This window comes from Anaerobacillus sp. 63XJN7_4_ISO-PGPR-S23-413, assembly GCF_056173725.1.
In genome coordinates, this window is sequence record NZ_CM149688.1 from 2,956,048 (window position 1) to 2,975,380 (window position 19,333).

Sequence of the window (19,333 nt, forward strand, 5' to 3'; positions counted from 1 at the left end):
TATATTTTTTATTTTGATATTGTAATAATATCTTTGTCTTCCCGAGAAACAGTTCCTTCTTTCGAAAGATCAATTGTTTCTCCCTCTTCAAGGTTAGTAAATACAATAGGCGTAATAGTTGATGTTGCATTCTCTTTAATAAATGAGAGATCAACCTTCATAAGCTTCTGTCCTTGCTTAATCTCATCGCCTTCGCTAATGAATACTTCAAAACCTTCACCTTTGAGGTTAACCGTATCAATTCCAACGTGAATTAGAATCTCACGTCCATTAACAGACTCAATACCAATTGCATGCTTCGTTGGGAACACATTCATTATTTTGCCATCAACCGGTGCGACAATCAAGCCATCAGTTGGTTCAATCGCAAAACCGTCTCCCATCATCTTACCAGAAAAGACCTGATCAGGCACTTCCGTGATTGGCATAATCTTACCCTCTAGAGGAGAAATAAGATGATCAGCACCCTTCACTCCAGAAATTTGCTCACTCTTTTCTTCTTTTTTCTCATCTTGAAGTGGCTTTGGTGTCTTTCCACTCATGATATCTCTGATTTGTCCTTTCAAACCATCGGACTGCGTTCCAAAAATAGCCTGAATGTTATTTCCTACTTCCATAACACCTGATGCACCAAGACGTTTCAAACGCTTCTTATCCACTTCGCCTTTATCTGAAACAGAAACACGAAGTCGTGTAATACAAGCATCAAGACTTGTAATATTGCTTTCACCGCCAAGAGCTTGAAGCACATTGTAAGCAAGCGCTGTATTGTCTTGACCATCGTCAGCAATTTCATCCTCTTCATCTTCTTCTCGTCCAGGAGTCATTAAGTTAAACTTACGAATCGCAAAACGGAAGCCGAAGTAATAGATTAATGCGAATACTAACCCTACTGGAATAACAAGCCACCAGGCAGTTCTACCTTGAAGTACTCCGAATAGAAGGAAATCAATGACACCACCAGAGAAAGTCATACCAATTTTAACATCAAGTAAAGCCATTGTCATAAAAGAAAGACCTGCAAAAATCGCATGAATTCCAAAAAGGACTGGAGCTACGAATAAGAAAGAAAATTCAAGCGGCTCAGTTATCCCTGTTAAGAAAGAAGTAAGTGCAGCAGAGCCCATGATTCCTGCTACAACCGCTTTCTTTTCTGGTCTAGCTTCATGATACATAGCAAGCGCTGCTGCAGGAAGACCAAACATCATAAACGGGAATTTACCAGTCATGAATGTACCAGCAGTTAACTCAGCACCATCTTTCAACTGTTCGAAGAAAATCTTTTGATCTCCTCGAATGATTTCACCTGCAGCATTTGTATATTGTCCAAACTCAAACCAGAATGGTGAGTAGAAAATATGGTGCAGTCCGAATGGAATTAACGAACGTTCAATAACACCGAATACAAATGCAGCAAGTGCTGGATTAGCATCAAGCATGTTGTGTGAAAAAGCATTTAGGCCAGATTGTACAGGTGGCCAAACGAAAATCATAATTACACCAAGAATCAAAGCTGAAACCGCCGTAGCGATTGGAACAAATCGTTTCCCAGCAAAGAAACCAAGATATTGAGGAAGTTGAATATTATAATACCGTTTATACATATAGGAGGCAAGAATACCGACTATAATTCCTCCGAAAACCCCTGTTTGTAATGTAGGTATACCCAGCACATTAGCATATGATGCGCTTTCAGCAACTTGATCAGCTGATACGCCTTCAAGTACACCCATTGTAATATTCATAACAAGGAAACCTACAATTGCAGCAATACCCGCAACGCCGTCTCCATCAGATAAACCAATTGCTACCCCAACCGCAAATAGTAGTGCAAGGTTAGCAAATACTATCCCACCAGACTCCTCCATGACAGTAGCAAGAAGCTGGAACCATTCAGCTGACAAGAACGGTAGTTTTTCAAGTAAAGTTGGATTTTGAAATGCATTACCAAAACCTAGCAATAGTCCAGCAGCAGGTAAAATTGCAACTGGAAGCATTAGCGCTTTACCAACGCGCTGTAAAACCCCGAAAGCCTGTTTAAACATGTGTTTTCCTCCTTTTATTTTTCCCCCAAAAAATTTGAATATAAAAAAGGCATGAGTGGACGGTATGACAACTCAATCAGGATATACTATACCCCAATCAGTTTTTGTCATTCCGGCTTCACTCATGCCTGATCGTATCAGTAACACGTTACCGTTAAGTATGAAATTATTTAGGAGAAAGCCTTTGCAAGTGCATCGTTAAGTAGACCGCTTCTGCATCAGGAAAATTCGTACGAAGTTCCTTCTGCATAATTTTAATCAACTTCCATGACAGATTATAGCACACTGGATATTCTTCTTTCAACACTTTTTCTAATCGTTCATGCGCTTCCACGGGTTGATTTAACTCACTACGTTCAATCGCATGTCTCAGATGACGTACAAGACGCAAATAATCAATTCCTGTCCGACTAATTTCAATTCGAAGAGATTCTTCAATGACTTTAACGAGTTGACTAATTAAAGCCGAATATTTGTTAAGCTTACCTACGCTTCTATTTGTAATAGCACTGTGAATGTGTAACGCAACAAACCCAATCTCTCCATCAGGAAGAGCCACATCAAGCTTATGATTAATTAACTGTATCACTTCTTCAGCAATTGTATACTCTTTTGGATACATTGTTTGCGTTTCGACTAGAAAAGGATTCTTTACATCCAATCCTTGACGAAGGCGTTTAATCGCAAAGGAAAGGTGATCCGTTAAGGAAACGTGGATATGCTCGTCTAACTCCGCATCCAGCTTATCTCCGATCAGCGAAATCGTATCATTCATCATGCCGATAAAAGATTCTGGTACATGTGGAACTAATAACTTATATTGTTCCTGCTCATGCTTATCTATAAGAACAAAATACTTGTCTACTTTGGATTCATCGAGTCTTTCGCCTTGTTTCTGATTGAAGCCAATCCCTTTTCCAGTTAAAACGACTTCATTATTATTCTCCGAAACGGCAATTACGACATTATTATTTAGAATTTTCTTTATTTCAAATTCACCATTCATGTTCAATTTCCCCTCATTAAACCGGTTTCATTTGTGATTATGAACGTACTAATAATAGTAAATAACAGATCGAACGTCAATGAGAAAACGTTCCATTAGGTTGCCCCTTACTCATGTAATATAGTTGATATCATAATCTATTGCTTTATTTATAACAACCCGAAGATAATTTTCTATCTTCCATTCATTTCATTTGCCGATATTTTATGTCATTATCATACAAAAGAAAATCTACTAATAAGCTACGCTTGTTTGTATAAGTGTCTCTCCTTCGCATGGAACCATCTTGTTATAAGCCTTTTTGTTATCTTAACATACTATTCATTCTTTTTTATTTTAACCTACTCACTTCATAGACTGATCTCTATAAATTTCTCTTCCTTACCCTTTATCATGAAGTTTAAGTTCCTATGTATCTCATTGATTCTTTTTCACAGAATGACATTTAACTCGAATGAGGAAATAATCTAGAATTAACAGTATAAGCAAACAAGACGTTTCACAAAAGAAAAAACCGGCTTTTAAGCCGGCACAGTTTTATATTTCTAATTCTCCCAGTCGAAGCAATTCGACAACAGCCTGAGAACGCCCCTTTACCCCCAGCTTTTGCATCGTGTTCGAAATATGGTTTCGAACTGTTTTTTCGCTAATAAACAATTCTTCTGCTATTTCTCTTGTCGTTTTGTCTTGAACAAGCAATTCGAAAACTTCTCTTTCTCTTTTGGTTAATAGTGGCTTTGGTCGGTAGTGGTTCCCTTTCAACATTCCACCCTCCTCGATAGGGCAACAAAGCAACTTCGATTGAAATTATATAGTCCATACAATATATGAATTTCTATCTTACGTGTTACATTAATTCACACATTGCATAAAAACAGTTTAGAGAATTTATTATGACAACCTTCGTTCTTCTTCATCATTTCCTGAGAAATATCGTAATAAGGTTTTATTCTTTTCTTAAGACTTGGCTCTTTTAAAGAAGCTGTAGATCTTAGAATCAATTAAGTTCTGTCATGATCAATCGCTTCGCAGAAAAAATCGAGAACCCACGTTATAAGCTAACATAGCTTAAGAATTATCTGAAACTAAAAAAGACCCCCTTGTAGGGGATCTTTTCCTAGTGATCACTTCCAAAAAAGTTTTTGAACGTTTGAAGTGACGTTGCTCTATTCATTGCAGCAATAGAAGTTGTTAGTGGAATTCCTTTCGGACAAGATTGCACACAGTTCTGTGAGTTACCACAGTTCCCAAGTCCACCCTCTCCCATTAAGCCTTCCAGACGCTCCTCTTTGTTCATCTCACCTGTTGGATGTGAGTTGAATAATCGAACCTGTGAAATAGCAGCTGGTCCAATAAACTCCGAGCGACTATTTACATTCGGACACGCTTCAAGACAAACACCACATGTCATACATTTTGATAGTTCATATGCCCACTGTCGCTTATTCTCAGGCATTCTCGGACCAGGTCCAAGATCATAGGTACCATCGATCGGAATCCATGCTTTCACTTTCTTAAGTGCATCAAACATTCTGCTTCGATCTACAGCAAGATCTCGCACAACCGGGAATGTGGTCATTGGCTCTAAGCGAATTGGTTGCTCAAGTTGATCTAGTAAAGCAGTACAAGATTGACGTGGTTTTCCATTAATGACCATCGAACAAGCTCCGCATACTTCTTCTAGACAACCCATTTCCCAAATAACAGGTGTAGTTTTCTCACCGTTTGCATTAACTGGATTACGACGAATTTCCATTAAAGCAGAAATAACGTTCATATTTTGACGATATGGAATCGTAAACGTTTCTTCATATGAATTAGATTCAGGTCCATCCTGCCTTTTTATCTTAAGTGTGACAGTTTTATTCTCACTCATCATTTATCCCCCGCTTTCTTCTTAGAATAATCGCGTTTACGAGGTGGAATTAATGATGTATCTACTTCTTCATAGTAGAATTCTGGTTTGTTGTTGACTGCATCGTATTTAGCCATTGTTGTTTTAAGAAATTCTTCATCATTACGCTCAGGGAATTCAGGCTTGTAGTGAGCACCGCGACTTTCGTTACGGTTTAAGGCCCCGATTGTAATTACCCGTGCCAACTGAAGCATGTTAGATAATTGTCGAGTAAATGAAGCCCCCTGATTACTCCACTTGGATGTATCATTAATATTGATGTTCTCGTAACGCTCCATCAACTCTTGAATTTTCTCATCTGTTTCCTTTAACTTGTCGTTGTTTCTTACAACCGTTACGTTAGCTGTCATCCATTCGCCAAGCTCTTTATGAATTTGATAAGCATTCTCTGTTCCATTCATCTTCATGATTTCGTCCTGCTTTGCCTGCTCTTCTTGTTGATGCTTTTCAAATAATGAAGAAGAGAGATCCTCAACCGTTGCTTCTAATCCATTAATATAGTCAACCGCATTTGGACCAGCAACCATGCCACCATAAATAGAAGATAATAGCGAGTTTGCTCCAAGACGATTGCCACCGTGTTGAGAATAATCACATTCACCAGCAGCAAATAGCCCAGGAATATTAGTCTGCTGGTTAAAATCAACCCATAAACCACCCATTGAATAGTGTACAGCAGGGAAAATTTTCATAGGGACTTTACGAGGATCGTCACCCATGAATTTCTCGTAAATTTCAATAATACCGCCAAGCTTAACATCAAGCTCTTTTGAATCTTTATGTGAGAGGTCAAGGTAAACCATGTTCTCTCCATTAATACCAAGCTTTTGACTAACACACACATCAAAAATTTCTCTCGTAGCAATATCACGCGGTACAAGGTTTCCATATGCTGGGTATTTTTCCTCAAGGAAATACCATGGTTTACCGTCTTTATACGTCCAAACGCGGCCACCTTCGCCACGTGCAGATTCACTCATAAGACGAAGCTTGTCATCACCAGGGATTGCTGTTGGATGAATTTGAATAAATTCCCCATTAGAATAAATAGCCCCTTGCTGATAAAGCGCACCAGCAGCAGAACCTGTATTAATAACAGAGTTTGTACTCTTACCGAAGATAATACCAGGTCCACCAGTCGCCATAATAACCGCATCTGCTTCAAAACTTCTTATTTCAGAAGTTGTTAAGTTTTCACCAACAACTCCTCGGCATACACCTTCATCATCTAAAATAGCGGAGAGAAATTCCCATCCTTCATATTTTGTAACGAGGCCTGCTACTTCATGGCGACGAACTTGCTCATCAAGCGCATATAGAAGCTGTTGCCCGGTTGTTGCACCGGCAAAAGCAGTGCGATGATGTTGTGTTCCACCAAAGCGTCTAAAATCTAGTAGACCTTCTGGTGTTCTGTTAAACATTACGCCCATACGATCCATTAAGTGAATGATACCAGGCGCTGCATCACACATTGCTTTTACTGGAGGTTGATTTGCAAGGAAATCTCCTCCATAAACTGTATCATCAAAGTGCTCCCAAGGAGAATCTCCTTCTCCTTTTGTATTAACAGCCCCGTTAATTCCCCCCTGCGCACATACAGAGTGAGAACGTTTTACCGGAACGATGGAAAGAAGATCTACTTGCATTCCAGCTTCCGCAGCTTTGATGGTAGCCATCAAACCTGCAAGGCCGCCTCCAACTATCACTAATTTACCTTTACTCATAAGAACAGTTCCCCCTTAAATGCTGGCTCTGTCTGAAAGTTATGTATCAGACGTGGTGAAGACAGTTCACTTTCTTAAACGAATGCAAATAATGCGCGCATGCCAACAACTGAAAGTGCAACGAAAATGACCATTGTTACGTATGTCATCGTACGCTGTGATTTTGGTGTTACTGTGAAGCCCCAGCTTACAAAGAAAGACCATAAGCCATTTGCGAAGTGGAAGACAGTACCAAGTACACCAACGATGTAAAAGATCATCATTCCTGGATTAGACAAGATATCAGCCATCATTTGGAAGTTTACTTCTGCTCCCATCGCAGCTTGTATTCTCGTTTGCCAGACGTGCCAAGTTACAAATATTAATACGATAACGCCAGAAATCCGCTGCAAATAAAACATCCAGTTACGTAAATAGCCATATCGACTTACGTTGTTTTTGGATTGAAATGCGATATAAACACCGTAAATCGCATGGAATAAGAGCGGTAAGAAAATGACGAAAATTTCAAGCAAATACCTGTAAGGAAGGCTCTCCATAAAATGAGCTGCGTCATTAAACGCCTCGGGCCCTCTTGTTGCAAAATAGTTAACAGTGAGATGCTGAGTAACATAAAGTCCGAGCGGAATTACTCCTAGAAGCGAATGCAATTTTCGGCTTACAAAGTCTCGACTTGCGGCCATGTTTTGTGTGTCCCCCTTTTAAGTTGTTAAGCTACCATCTGCCAGTGCATTTTTTTCTAATAAAGAAGTCTTTGCATGCACAGAAATCATCGCTTTCTGTCGATTATATTGTGACATACCCATTGTACTCCCATCATTTAGGACCGTCAAGAAAACGTGTACATTTAGATTTTTCAAAATTCCCTTGCAACACCTGCGTATATCTCAATTGAATACGCTTTCTATATATATAAATTCTATCTATGGTGCTATGGAGGATTTGTCGATAAAACGTTATAATTATTTTGTAGAAAAGCTGGGAGGAATTTATGTTTAAGAAGCGCACAAACTCGATTGATTATAGTCATGAAATAGAAACAACTGCTTTTGGATATGAATTTTATAGAGAAGTTCTTATTCCTGAACTTCTTGGTAGTGAACAGCCGGCTGTTTTATATTGGACTGGAAAAGAAATGGCTAGGCAATTCCCGCTCTCCACTCGAGAAGAGATCGAGGATTTTTTTCAGCGTGCTGGATGGGGTAAATTATCAATTGCACAAGAAAAAAAGAATGAAGTAACGTTTGATCTTCAGTCAGCTCTTATCACTGAGCGAAGAAATACTAGTCGAAATGCTTGTTATCAACTAGAAGCAGGTTTTCTTGCTGAACAATATCAAAATATGCTTCGTTGCATCGCTGAAGCCTATGAAACTGATAAAAAGAATGAAATTCAATTCACAGTAAAATGGGACCCAAAAGATCAGATTGAATAGAAAGGAGACCACATGTGGTCTCCTTTTTGATTACATTTGTTTAACAGGGGTTCTTTCATCTAGTTGAAATTTATCGTGTAGCGACTCAATAGCATAAATCATTTTATCTTCTGGAACGATCGTTGACACTTTGATTTCTGATGTACTCACCATCTTCATTTCTACCCCGTGTTCAGCAAGTACTTCAAACATTTGTGCCGCAACACCAGGGTTAGAAATCATACCTGATCCTACTATGGATACCTTAGCAAGTTCTGATTCGTGATAAATATGTTCGTAGGGAAGTTTCACTTTAATGCGACGGAGCACATCAAGAGTTAATTCAAGAGAGGCTGTTTCAATTGAGAATGAGATACTCGTTGTATTTTTCTCTCCTGTACTTTGAATGATCACATCTACATTAATACCATTTGCCGCAAGAGATGAGAACAAGGAAGGAAGTGTTGTAATCTCATTCGGCAAACCTGAAATTGTTATTTTTGTTACATTACTTTCAAAAGCCAGACCTCTAACCACCAAATTTTGTTCCATTGATACGACCTCCTCAATTAGCGTTCCAGGTTCATTCGTAAAGCTCGAGCGGACCTCAAGCAAGATGTTATAGTTTTTTGCAAACTCAACCGCTCTAGGATGTAAGACACCAGCCCCAAGGTTAGCAAGTTCAAGCATTTCATCATAAGAAATCGTAGAAAGCTTTCTTGCACCTTTCACATATCGAGGATCTGTCGTATACACGCCATCCACATCTGTATATATCTCACAACGATCCGCTTTAAGAGCTGCTGCAATCGCCACAGCTGTTGTATCGGAACCACCACGCCCTAGCGTCGCGATGTCAGACGTATCAGTTAGCCCCTGGAATCCTGCTACTATCACAATTTTCCCTTCAGCAAGGTGTTGATTCATACGTGATGCATCAATATCGAGGATTCTGGCATTGCCGTGAAGCGACTCTGTTTTAATTCCTGCTTGCCAGCCAGTTAATGAAATAGCATCGTACCCTTCTTCATTTAATGCCATCGAAAGAAGCGCTGTTGTTACTTGTTCTCCAGTCGTTAGAAGCATATCAAGCTCTCTTGCAGACGGTGTAGCTGTTATCCCTTTTGATAATCCTAAAAGCTCATCCGTTGTTTTGCCCATCGCTGAAACAACCGCAACAACCTCATCTCCATTATTTACAGCTTCCATAAGCCTTTTGGAAACATTTTTGATTTTCTCTACATCTCCAACAGACGTACCTCCGAATTTCAATACGCGTAGTCCCACTCTCTCCATCCTTTCTTTCATGCAGCTCGTTATCCCTCATAGTGCGTAATCATCGCACGTTACAAACACTCACTAACTAAGAGTCGAAATGGATATTAAAAAACTCGGCCACTCACCAGATTGAAATAGCGATAGCCTTCATTTTTTATACTTTAAACTTGTAAAGCGTTTATTAAAGTATAAAAAAACAACAATGAGAAAAACCTCACTGTTGTTTTCATAACAAATCCAAGAAAACGTCCCTTTGTGAGATAGTTCTCCATCCAATTCCCGGGTAGGTATTGGATGACAGCTCTGCACTTATTCAATACAGATCCAGCTTCAGACGGATAAGCGTCTTTCCACTTCGGCAAATCCCCCTTTCAGCTCCTATCACTGAGTCTTAACACTCTTCAGTAAGCTTACTATTGGTTTTTGCGCCTCTACCATCACTTCAACTTTCGAAGTGTGGAACTATTAAATTTCACTCATTATAACGAACTTACGTGAATGCCGCAACATGTTCTTACAAATTAATTTGATTGACTTTCAAATCGAGCGACTACTTCCTCTGCAACATTCATTGGTAGTCCTGCGTTGTGTAAGTCTTCAACGCTTGCTTCTTTCATCTTTTTGATCGATCCAAAATGATTTAGCAGCTTCTTTTTTCTCTTCTCTCCGATACCGGGAATATCATCAAGACTTGACTTAAGCATCGATTTTCCTCGAAGCTGTCGATGAAACGTAATCGCAAATCGGTGTACTTCATCTTGAATCCTTTGCAACAGGTAGAATTCCTGACTATTTCTTGGTAGATAAACAGCTTCAGGAGGATCACCAATAAGAAGATGAGACGTTTTATGTTTCTCATCTTTCGTCAGCGAGCAAACCGGTATGTCCAGACCAAGCTCATTCTCGAGCACATCCTGTGACGCCTGTATTTGAGCTATTCCGCCGTCAATAATAATTAAGTCAGGAAGCGGACCATTTTCCTTAAGCATTCTTGAATATCTTCTTCTCACAACCTCTTTCATAGAACCTACATCGTTTGGTCCTTCCACTGTTTTGATTTTGTACTTGCGATACTCATTTTTCTTTGGCTTTCCATCAAGAAAAACAACCATAGCGGATACAGGGTTCGTGCCCTGAATGTTCGAGTTATCAAAAGCTTCAATTCTGAGCGGAGCTTCTATATTAAGCTTTTCTCCCAAGTTGTCAACAGCATCAATCGTTCTTTTCTCGTCGCGTTCAATTAATGAAAATTTCTCATTAATGGCAATGGTCGCATTCTTCATTGTAAGCTCGACAAGCTCTTTTTTCTTGCCTCTTTTTGGCTGGTGAACTGGAATTTGTAGAAGTTCTTCTACCATTTGAGCATTAACCTGCTGAGGAAGCAATACTTCTTTTGGCTTAGGATGATTTTGTTGAAGATAGAACTGACCGATATAAGTTAAGAAATCTTCTTCAGCATCATTATAGAAAGGGAAAAGTGAAACATCTCTCTCAATTAACTTCCCTTGTCGTACAAAGAAAACTTGAACACACATCCATCCTTTGTCGAAACTATATCCAAAAATATCCCGATCAATACCATCGTTAGATTGGATCTTTTGCACTTCCATAACTTTATCAATATGAAACATTAAATCACGAAACTCTTTTGCTCGCTCGAAATCCATATTCTCAGATGCTGTGGTCATCTTTCTTTCTATGTCTTCTTTAACTTCCTGGTGACCTCCGTTTAGAAAACGCGTAATCCCGTCAATCATCTCTTTATTTTGCTCTTTAGAGACGTCGTTGACACATGGAGCCAAACACTGGCCTATATGATAATAAAGACAGACGCGATCAGGCATTTTACGACATTTACGTAAAGGATATAGTCGGTCCAAAAGCTTCTTTGTTGCACTAGCTGCATAAGCATTCGGATATGGACCAAAATACTTACCTTTATCTTTTTTTATTTTACGTGTCGTAATTAAGCGGGGCTGTTCTTCTGCCGTTATTTTTATATAAGGATAGCTTTTATCATCTTTAAGCATCACATTATATTTCGGATCATGTTTTTTGATTAAATTAAGTTCAAGAATAAGAGCTTCAAGATTTGTGGAGGTTACGATATACTCAAAATCACGTATTTCACTTACAAGCCGCTGCGTTTTTCCATCGTGTGATCCACTAAAATAAGATCTGACTCTATTTTTTAGCACCTTTGCCTTCCCAACATAAATAATCGTTCCCTGGCGATCTTTCATTAAATAACACCCGGGCTGGTCAGGAAGGATTGCTAGCTTATTTTTAAGATGTTGTTCCATGCTGCCTCACCTCACTACTCCTTTTCAAGGCGTATCTATGTTCCCCTCTCATTGTAACACATTACCTCAATTTTCTATCATCTTAAGAACTCATATAAAACAATGTCATGATAGACAGGATCATACAATGTGGAGGATTGGAATTCTTTGACCTTTTTGATCTGACCATCCATCGATATATTCTGTTTCTTAAATCCATCGAGAACCTGTCCTGTTAAAAATACGCGATGCTCATCATAATATTGAAGATCAGATAGAAAGGTTGAATACGTATAAATTTGTTCGTGTTCAAATGACACCTTGTTATAGGACATTACCCTAGTTTCTTCCCAAGTATACACAATGACCGGCTCGTTAATTTGCTCTACATAATCCATCAATTGATAAACAGCTGCTGGATCGTTTGCTTCTTTCATTGTTGAATAGGAAACAAGTGATTGTATGCTAATCATTACGGCTAAACCAAGCATTATTTTCGTTGAGTTATTACCCTGTCTTCCTAACCCTATCCAGACAAATCCTAACATTATTATCCCAGGTAGAGGCAGGATATGTCTTGGCTTATCAATGTTTTGTGCCAAAAGGGCCCATAGAAAATAGCTAAATGCCATAGCGACAAATGCCCATCCAAACCATGAAATTTCTCGCAATGTTCTCCCACTATTTTTCACCCCTTGGAAGATCATGAACGTAAAAAAGGTTAGATATAGTAGTAAAATCATTAGCGATTGACCGCTAAGACCTGTCCAAACTATATTATTCAATATCAGATGTGATATTCGTTCCAAAAGTGGGGCTGAGGCTGAAACCGCAGTTCCACCCCACTCTTCAAAGTGACCTTCAGAGAACCCAAAGGCTAGCTGTAAAAATGCAGCTACGCCACCTTCAGAAGCAGCAAGACCCCCTACCCAAATTAATTGAAAGATGACGGCTATACCGACCTGGGTGAGTAAAAATAAACTGTAGGATTTAATGGACTTATGCTGCTTTTTTCTCTGTATTAATAGTAGTAGAAGGCCGACACCAAAAGGTAAATAAGATAAACGAACTCCTAAAAGTAAACTAAACAACAAAGAAGCGACAACGATGCTCGTGAATGAATGTTCGCGATGAAATGCTTTTTGCAAACTCCATAAGTACCACCATAGAATAGCCACCGCTGCCGCCTCGCTCATCGGTTGAATGGTTAACACGTTGACAAATACCATTGATTGAATAAGAGCTACTGATGCCATACTAAGTGTTTTTGAAAGAAAAGAGCGACTAACTGCATATGCTGGATACATAGAAAGCGACATTAATAGTCCATTCCATAACGTTAAAGCCTCAACGGGATTTCCTATCCATTTATTTAACAACATCCCACCTAGAATAAAATAGGGATATCCGGGAAAGTGAGGTTGCATGGCAAATAAATCAAATCGATTTAAAGCTAGTGAGAAATCGACTTGATCCCAAGAACGTGGTAACTCAGTTGCATAGGCGGTTCTCCACCAAATAATCAACAAGATACTGCTCATTGAAATCAGCCAGATGAGTATTTTAATGTTTCTAGCTCGTATAAGGTATCTACCTGATCGATCCAATCCTAATCATCCTTTATAATTCTTGGTATGGGTCATACGTTAATCTATCCTTTTTAAATACCTCCGATGAAAAAAAGTACAAGACGAAGAATTTCGCCTTGCACTTTGGAAATTTATTTAACTGTCGATTGCTTCATTTCGTTTGTCGCTTTAAAAATCGCTTTACTCGGTTCTTTCACTTCTGATTTTACAGGTTCATTCTTTGAGTTCACAAGAAGATAAATCACTGCAAAATAACCAACGTACGCGATGATTTCTTCAATGGAAGGCATTGAAGAGTAACCGAACAACGCTTTAAAGAAAATTCCAATGTCTCCTGAGAGAAGAGGTGCCACACCATGATCACGAACATAATGCGCGTAGTCAATCGGATGTTCTGGCAAGAACCATGTAAGATCGTATACATGAGGCATTACGCTACCAATTAGTTTAATATCCTGCATCATCGAAATTCCCTGTACAAATAAGCCACCGGCAATAAGTACAATAAAGATTCCAGTAATCTTAAAGAACGATTTAAGCGGAATGCGCATCGTGCCCTTAAAGAAAAAGTACGATACAGCGGAAGCAATCAAGATTCCAGTAATCGCTCCCCATCCTTCAAATCCTTTACCAATATCGCCACCAGTAATTGCAGCAAAGAAAAATACGGTTTCTACACCTTCACGAAGGACAACGAGAAAAGAATGAATGACCATGCCTACCACGTTACCCGTTGTAATGTATTCCGTCATTTTCCCTTCTGTCTTTCCTTTAAGATTGCGACTATGTGAAGCCATCCAAAATACCATTTGAGTTAATAATACGGCGGAGATTAGCATAATGGAAATTTTCAGGTAAATCTCGCTTCCCATCGCTGCGAACCCGGTGAAAACAACCTGGAACAACATGGCTACGCCTACACTTGCAACTACAGCAAGCCCAGCACCTAACCAGACATATTTATTATACTGGCACTGTCCCATTCGTTTCATATAGGTAGTTATGATTCCAATTATGAGAAGCGCTTCAAGTACTTCTCTGAACATGATCAGTAATGCCTGAATTTCCATTAAACTTTCCCCTTTCCGTAAACAAAGATTTTAGGAGCGTCGCCGTTTTCTTGTTGTGTAAATTACTACTCCTGCAATCACAACGATGAGAATAACGATTGGCACCCAATTCGATAGCTGACCGAGATCAGTCCAATCCGTTTTTTCACTACCAGCGCTTTCATCCTCTGTTGCACTTTCTCCAAAGTGACCAATTTCAACTGATTTCATATCAAAATGATTTTTTAGTCCATCAAGTATAACTTTCTTACTTTCAGCGTATTTCTCTTCATCTGAATCTTTCTCCCCCACTCCAAAAAGGCCAGGGTTACCAAGCGAATCAAGCAATACCTCAAATTCATTCTTTATCTTTTCATCAAGTTCGGGATTCGTTTGTTTTACCACGGGAGAGAGCGTTTTATATGTGGCATCTGCTTTGCCAACTAGCTTTCTTGTTGTATCATATTCTTCAAAATCTGTTTCAGCGTTTTCAAGTCGACGTGAAATATTTAAGACCAGGACTTGCTGCATATTCGTTATAACAGCTTCCTTGTCTTCGTTGTCTAGCTCCTTTTGAACAGCTTGAACCGCATCTTCACCCATATGTAATTGAATTTCGTCTTTAACGGAAGCAAAAATTTTATTCGCTTCTGCAAAATTCGGAGGAGATTCATTAAGTTTTGCAGACATCTCACTGTATGCTTCAGCTACTTTCTCTTCGGTTGGGTCACCATAAGAGTATGCACTGGCAAGATCAGGAACTGCTAGTATACAAATTAGTGTCATTATTAATGCTGATGACAGAATACGTTTTATCATTTGAAATATCCTCCTCATTGATAATGATAATGATTATCATCATTGAAGTCAATAACAGATCTGCAATTAGTGTGACTTTTCTGCCACCATACTTGTCATGTGTCCAGGCAAGATTTTATGCGCACTATAGTCAATCGACACCTTTTGAACTGGTTGCATCATTTCTTTCAAAATAGCCGGTAAAACAGATGTTAAATACGCTTTAAACTTAATATATGATTCACCAGTAGATCGAACCTGGTACGTAATTGGAACTTCTTTAACTCTAAATCCTTTTCGAACAAGGTTCAATGTAATGACTTGTGCATAGTTGTAGTCATGAATGATTTCTCCATGCTCCATAGCTTGTCTAGAGAAAACTCTCATCCCAGACTGACCATCATAAATCCACCTTTGTAAAAGAAGGGACTGAATAAATGTAAAACAATAATTGCCTAAACGACGATGAAGTCGCATCCCATCAATCGTACCTTTAAAACGAGAACCCATCACATAGTCTGCCTCCCCTTTGAATAGAGGTTCGAGAAGGTCAGCTAATTGCCAGGCAGGGTATTCATTATCCGCGTCAAGCATCACACCTATGTCAGCACCTAATTCTACTGAATAGGAAAGCCCCTTTCGAACTGCGGCACCAAGACCCTGATTGTTATCAAAAGAATAAATATAGTTAGCTCCAGCCTTTTTAGCTACTTCTACTGTCCGATCTGTTGAGCCATCATCGATCACGAGAACGCTCACCTGAACAGAAGGATGAATACTTCTGGGAATTTGCTTAATCACTTCTCCAATGGCATGCTCTTCATTATGCGCGGGTAAAAAAACAATCACATGCTGTTTCATTTGATAATGTCTTCCTTCCTATCCTGAAGCGCTTCTTCTAGTATCGCTCCTCTACTATGTGAAGGGATAGGGGCACCTAGTAAATGAGCAACGGTTGGCGCTACTGAAGTAAGACTATGCCTTTCTTCTACAATTTTCCCCTTTTCGATAAATGGCCCATTCATAAAGAATGGAACAAATCGTTCTCCTTCATCTAGATGACCATGTCCCCCAATGCCATCTGCTTGTCCATGATCGGCACAAACAATGAGTGTTGTATTTTCCATAAACCCATTCACTTCAAGAAAACCAACGTAATCTTCCACTAATTTATCAGCTTCTTCAATTTTTTGAATGTAATCATCATACAAGACTCCTCTCGCATGACCAGTTTGGTCGGTCCCAATAAGCTGTACAGTGAAAAAGTCAGGGTTTTTATCTAACATAATCTGACGAGCGCCCTCCATAATTTTCGTATCAGCCACATCGTTATTCATAACTGCCGTTACAGTATCTACGTCATCTCCCATAGCGTCAACAAGGTGGGCAATACCGAGTAACCTTCCTGTTTTCCCAACTTTTCTTAACGAATCAAAGATCGTCTCTACTTTCACGCCAAGATTCCAAACCATATTGGACTTAATACCATGCTCAAGAGGATATGTACCTGTCATCATCGAGGAGAAGCAAACAACTGTACGCGCAGGGTATACCGTCTCCATTTGACTGTATTCTGTCCCATTTTTCTTTAATGAATCAAGAAAAGGCGTATTGGCTTCCTGGAATCGTTCTTTTCGCATTCCATCGATTACAATCATAATGACACGCTCATTAGTCGACGTAGGTGGCACAGCTTTCGTATAATCTGATTTAATTGCGGGCTTCCAGTCAAATAAGTAATGGTGAAGAATAAAACTAAATAACCAAATTCCTGCATAAAAGAAAACAAGAGTCGTCCATTCAAAAGTCATTTCATTCTTTACTGAAGAGTCAATAACCATCACCCATAATGGTAGAATTAATAAAAACTTCGGAAGTTGTTCTTGCGCGTTACCACTAGTAGAATCACTATTCTTAAGCACTAACTTCCAAAAACGAGTGAAGTTAAGCCAGCTCGTTCCAATTCGAAGATGGTAATAGAATGTTCCCCAGAAAAAGACAGTAAAGAAAAAATAGAGACCTATACCTAGCATGGCTACTTGAAGTGAAAATGAATCAAAAATCAGCAGGTACCCAATTAGAGGCATCCATAAATAATTTCGTAAAAATAATGGGTAATCATAAACGTAGTAGAGTACTAAAAGAGGCAATACGACGCCTAGTCCAACAAAGAAAGCCCCCCAGAACTCTATAGAAGTCCATTGTGAAATGTAAAATAACAAAATTGTCCCTGTAACAAAGATTGGTGTAAATGGCTTACCTTCATTTAACAGATTCCAGCATCTTGCTGCTATCTTTTCAAAGCCTGACGCTTGTTTCATGATGTTTCTCCTTTCTTATTCATAAACGACTTCAACTCCTGTAATCGAAGAGGATAAAGATAAAACGCCACTAATCCAGCGCCAAAAGAATAAATATACTTAAATGCATGCGTGACAATCGCAATTGAAAGGGCTTCTTCCCATCCGAAACCTACCCGATTAAGTGAAAAGCTCATCACACTTTCGTAAGTCGCAAAGCCACCTGGAGCTAATTGAAAGACACCAGATCCGACTGATAATGATGTAACCCACATGGCATCTGAATATGTAAACAGATGTCCAATAAGACTCGCTACGCTAAATACGACGATTCCTTCAGCTACCCAGCTTATACAAGATAGCGTTAGAACAAGCACCATATGTGGTGAACTTACAAGAGTCTGCATGGTAGTTATCTGCTTATTAAAAAAAGAAGCAGCGTGATGTTTTTTTAGATAGATAATCAACCCACTCACGGTAACACCAAAAATAACAAGCGCTGTTATGAAAAAAGTCAGGTTGATATCAATCCCAATAAGGTCCGCCCCAATAACTGAAAAAACCCCCAACCAGAAGAGATCAATTAACCTGAGAACGAGCACGGATTGAATAGCCATTCCCCATCGCCCTTTTTGTTTCTGCGCAAGCACTCCCATACGCACAGCCTCTCCGCCCTTGAAAGGAAGTAGATGGTTAAAAAAGAGACTATAAAAAACCCCTGCTAAATAAACCCTAATTGATATATTCTTATCAACAAGTAATCGCCAGCACCAACTACGCAGTAAAAAAGAACATGTGTATCCAGTTATCATAGCGATTAACCACCATGGTTCACTTAGCAATTCAGAGGTAAGAGCTAAAAGACTCGACAGATTAAACTCTTGAAAAAGAAGAAATCCAAATGAAATGAATAGGCCAATTCCAAATGACCACTTTAATAAGCGTGATATTTTTTTGCCCATTCGATTGTCCTTCTTAATCCTTCCTCAAACTTCACCTTCGGAGTATATCCCAATTCTTCCCTAGCCTTACTAATACCGCTCCAAGTATGCCTTACATCCCCTGGACGAAATGTTCCATCAAGTATTTTCGCATCAGGAAAATAGACACCAAGCGAAGTAATAAGTTCATTAAGCTGAATCGGCGTACCCGAACCGAGATTATAAATCTCTGATATTCCTTTTTGTTCGAATGCTAATGTTATACCTGTAACAATGTCATCAATATACGTAAAGTCCCTAGACTGGTCACGATCATAAACAATGATTTCCTCCCCCTTTATTAACTTATTAATAAATAGAGGAATCGCCATATCGGGACGGCCCCATGGCCCATACACTGTAAAAAATCGTAAAACCGTTAACTTAAAGTCGTAAAGCGATTGATACGCATGGCAAAAAGATTCTGCTCCAGCTTTAGCAGCTGCATACGGAGACTTCACTTTGCCATTTGCCTCATCTTCTAACACCGGGCCATTCTCACGATTACCGTATACTGATGAAGAAGAACCAAATAAAACATGGGGGACTCCCGCATCACCCGCAGCTTTTAATACATTTACCACTACTTTGATATCTTGATCAATATAGTCATGTGGATGTGTTAATGAATATTGAACTCCTGGAAGTGCAGCAAGATGAACCACCTTATCGTAAGAATGCTCTTTGAAGTGAGCATCCGTTTTTTCATGATCTAATAAATCAAAAACGTGAACTTTAATTGACCCAGCTTTTTTCACTTCTTCTAGATGTTCTTCTTTTCGATTAATATCATAATAGGAAGAGAAATGGTCAATGATTGAGACATCGTGACCATCTGTTAAAAGCGACTTTGCAAGGCTACTTCCTATAAAACCTGCCCCGCCAGTAATGAGTATTTTCATCTCAGGCACTCCTATATTTTTCAGTGTTTCAAATTAATCCGTCCTACAAGA

At 39.2% G+C, this 19,333-nt stretch carries 16 protein-coding genes and 1 riboswitch; of the genes, 1 reads left to right on the forward strand and 15 read right to left on the reverse strand.

Features of this window, described 5'->3' with window-relative positions; translation table 11 throughout:
* Positions 1-8: 8 nt before the first annotated feature.
* The 6 genes from ptsG to AC0VYO_RS15675 all read right to left on the reverse strand — a co-directional run bounded on the left by ptsG (position 9) and on the right by AC0VYO_RS15675 (position 7,373).
* On the reverse strand, positions 9-2,045 hold the full coding sequence (ptsG, locus tag AC0VYO_RS15650; protein ID WP_475367786.1) for a glucose-specific PTS transporter subunit IIBC: 2,037 nt from the start codon (positions 2,043-2,045) through the stop codon (positions 9-11).
* Positions 2,046-2,211: 166 nt separating this feature from the next.
* Positions 2,212-3,051, reverse strand: coding sequence for a glucose PTS transporter transcription antiterminator GlcT (gene glcT, locus AC0VYO_RS15655; RefSeq protein WP_194219363.1), 840 nt, complete (start codon positions 3,049-3,051; stop codon positions 2,212-2,214).
* A gap of 537 nt (positions 3,052-3,588) precedes the next feature.
* Positions 3,589-3,816 (reverse strand): helix-turn-helix domain-containing protein, encoded by a 228-nt coding sequence (locus AC0VYO_RS15660; protein WP_369810531.1) that lies wholly within the window; start codon positions 3,814-3,816, stop codon positions 3,589-3,591.
* Positions 3,817-4,168: 352 nt separating this feature from the next.
* Entirely contained in the window at positions 4,169-4,927 is a 759-nt protein-coding gene (gene sdhB / locus AC0VYO_RS15665) for a succinate dehydrogenase iron-sulfur subunit (RefSeq protein ID WP_194219362.1), read from the reverse strand.
* The gene (gene sdhA, locus AC0VYO_RS15670; RefSeq protein WP_475365572.1) at positions 4,927-6,690 is read right to left on the reverse strand and encodes a succinate dehydrogenase flavoprotein subunit; all 1,764 of its coding nucleotides are present in this window, start codon (positions 6,688-6,690) and stop codon (positions 4,927-4,929) included. Before sdhA ends, sdhB begins: the two co-directional genes overlap by 1 nt.
* A gap of 74 nt (positions 6,691-6,764) precedes the next feature.
* Positions 6,765-7,373 carry a succinate dehydrogenase cytochrome b558 subunit gene (locus AC0VYO_RS15675; protein WP_194219360.1) on the reverse strand — a complete coding sequence of 203 codons (609 nt, stop codon included), beginning with the start codon at positions 7,371-7,373 and terminating at the stop codon, positions 6,765-6,767.
* A gap of 308 nt (positions 7,374-7,681) precedes the next feature.
* Between AC0VYO_RS15675 and AC0VYO_RS15680 the strand changes: the two genes are divergently transcribed.
* The gene (locus AC0VYO_RS15680; RefSeq protein ID WP_475365574.1) at positions 7,682-8,125 is read left to right on the forward strand and encodes a YslB family protein; all 444 of its coding nucleotides are present in this window, start codon (positions 7,682-7,684) and stop codon (positions 8,123-8,125) included.
* Between the two features lie 30 nt (positions 8,126-8,155).
* Here AC0VYO_RS15680 and AC0VYO_RS15685 read toward each other — a convergent pair whose 3' ends face one another.
* The 9 genes from AC0VYO_RS15685 to AC0VYO_RS15725 all read right to left on the reverse strand — a co-directional run bounded on the left by AC0VYO_RS15685 (position 8,156) and on the right by AC0VYO_RS15725 (position 19,282).
* Entirely contained in the window at positions 8,156-9,391 is a 1,236-nt protein-coding gene (locus AC0VYO_RS15685) for an aspartate kinase (protein WP_194219358.1), read from the reverse strand.
* 244 nt (positions 9,392-9,635) lie between these two features.
* Positions 9,636-9,824, reverse strand: a riboswitch (Lysine riboswitch).
* Between the two features lie 79 nt (positions 9,825-9,903).
* Positions 9,904-11,685 (reverse strand): excinuclease ABC subunit UvrC, encoded by a 1,782-nt coding sequence (uvrC, locus tag AC0VYO_RS15690; RefSeq protein ID WP_430243966.1) that lies wholly within the window; start codon positions 11,683-11,685, stop codon positions 9,904-9,906.
* Positions 11,686-11,762: 77 nt separating this feature from the next.
* Positions 11,763-13,271, reverse strand: coding sequence for a hypothetical protein (locus AC0VYO_RS15695; protein ID WP_475367787.1), 1,509 nt, complete (start codon positions 13,269-13,271; stop codon positions 11,763-11,765).
* 113 nt (positions 13,272-13,384) lie between these two features.
* Positions 13,385-14,323, reverse strand: coding sequence for an FTR1 family iron permease (locus tag AC0VYO_RS15700; protein ID WP_404681417.1), 939 nt, complete (start codon positions 14,321-14,323; stop codon positions 13,385-13,387).
* A 30-nt stretch (positions 14,324-14,353) separates the two neighbouring features.
* On the reverse strand, positions 14,354-15,121 hold the full coding sequence (locus AC0VYO_RS15705; RefSeq protein WP_430243961.1) for a hypothetical protein: 768 nt from the start codon (positions 15,119-15,121) through the stop codon (positions 14,354-14,356).
* Positions 15,122-15,187: 66 nt separating this feature from the next.
* Entirely contained in the window at positions 15,188-15,961 is a 774-nt protein-coding gene (locus tag AC0VYO_RS15710; protein WP_475367788.1) for a glycosyltransferase family 2 protein, read from the reverse strand.
* Positions 15,958-17,421 (reverse strand): alkaline phosphatase family protein, encoded by a 1,464-nt coding sequence (locus tag AC0VYO_RS15715; RefSeq protein WP_430243957.1) that lies wholly within the window; start codon positions 17,419-17,421, stop codon positions 15,958-15,960. Before AC0VYO_RS15715 ends, AC0VYO_RS15710 begins: the two co-directional genes overlap by 4 nt.
* A complete protein-coding gene (locus tag AC0VYO_RS15720; protein WP_475365578.1) occupies positions 17,418-18,362 on the reverse strand; it encodes a lysylphosphatidylglycerol synthase transmembrane domain-containing protein in 945 nt (314 codons plus the stop codon). The genes AC0VYO_RS15715 and AC0VYO_RS15720 overlap by 4 nt, the downstream gene beginning before the upstream one ends.
* On the reverse strand, positions 18,335-19,282 hold the full coding sequence (locus AC0VYO_RS15725) for an NAD-dependent epimerase/dehydratase family protein (RefSeq protein WP_475367789.1): 948 nt from the start codon (positions 19,280-19,282) through the stop codon (positions 18,335-18,337). The genes AC0VYO_RS15720 and AC0VYO_RS15725 overlap by 28 nt, the downstream gene beginning before the upstream one ends.
* Positions 19,283-19,333 lie beyond the last annotated feature (51 nt).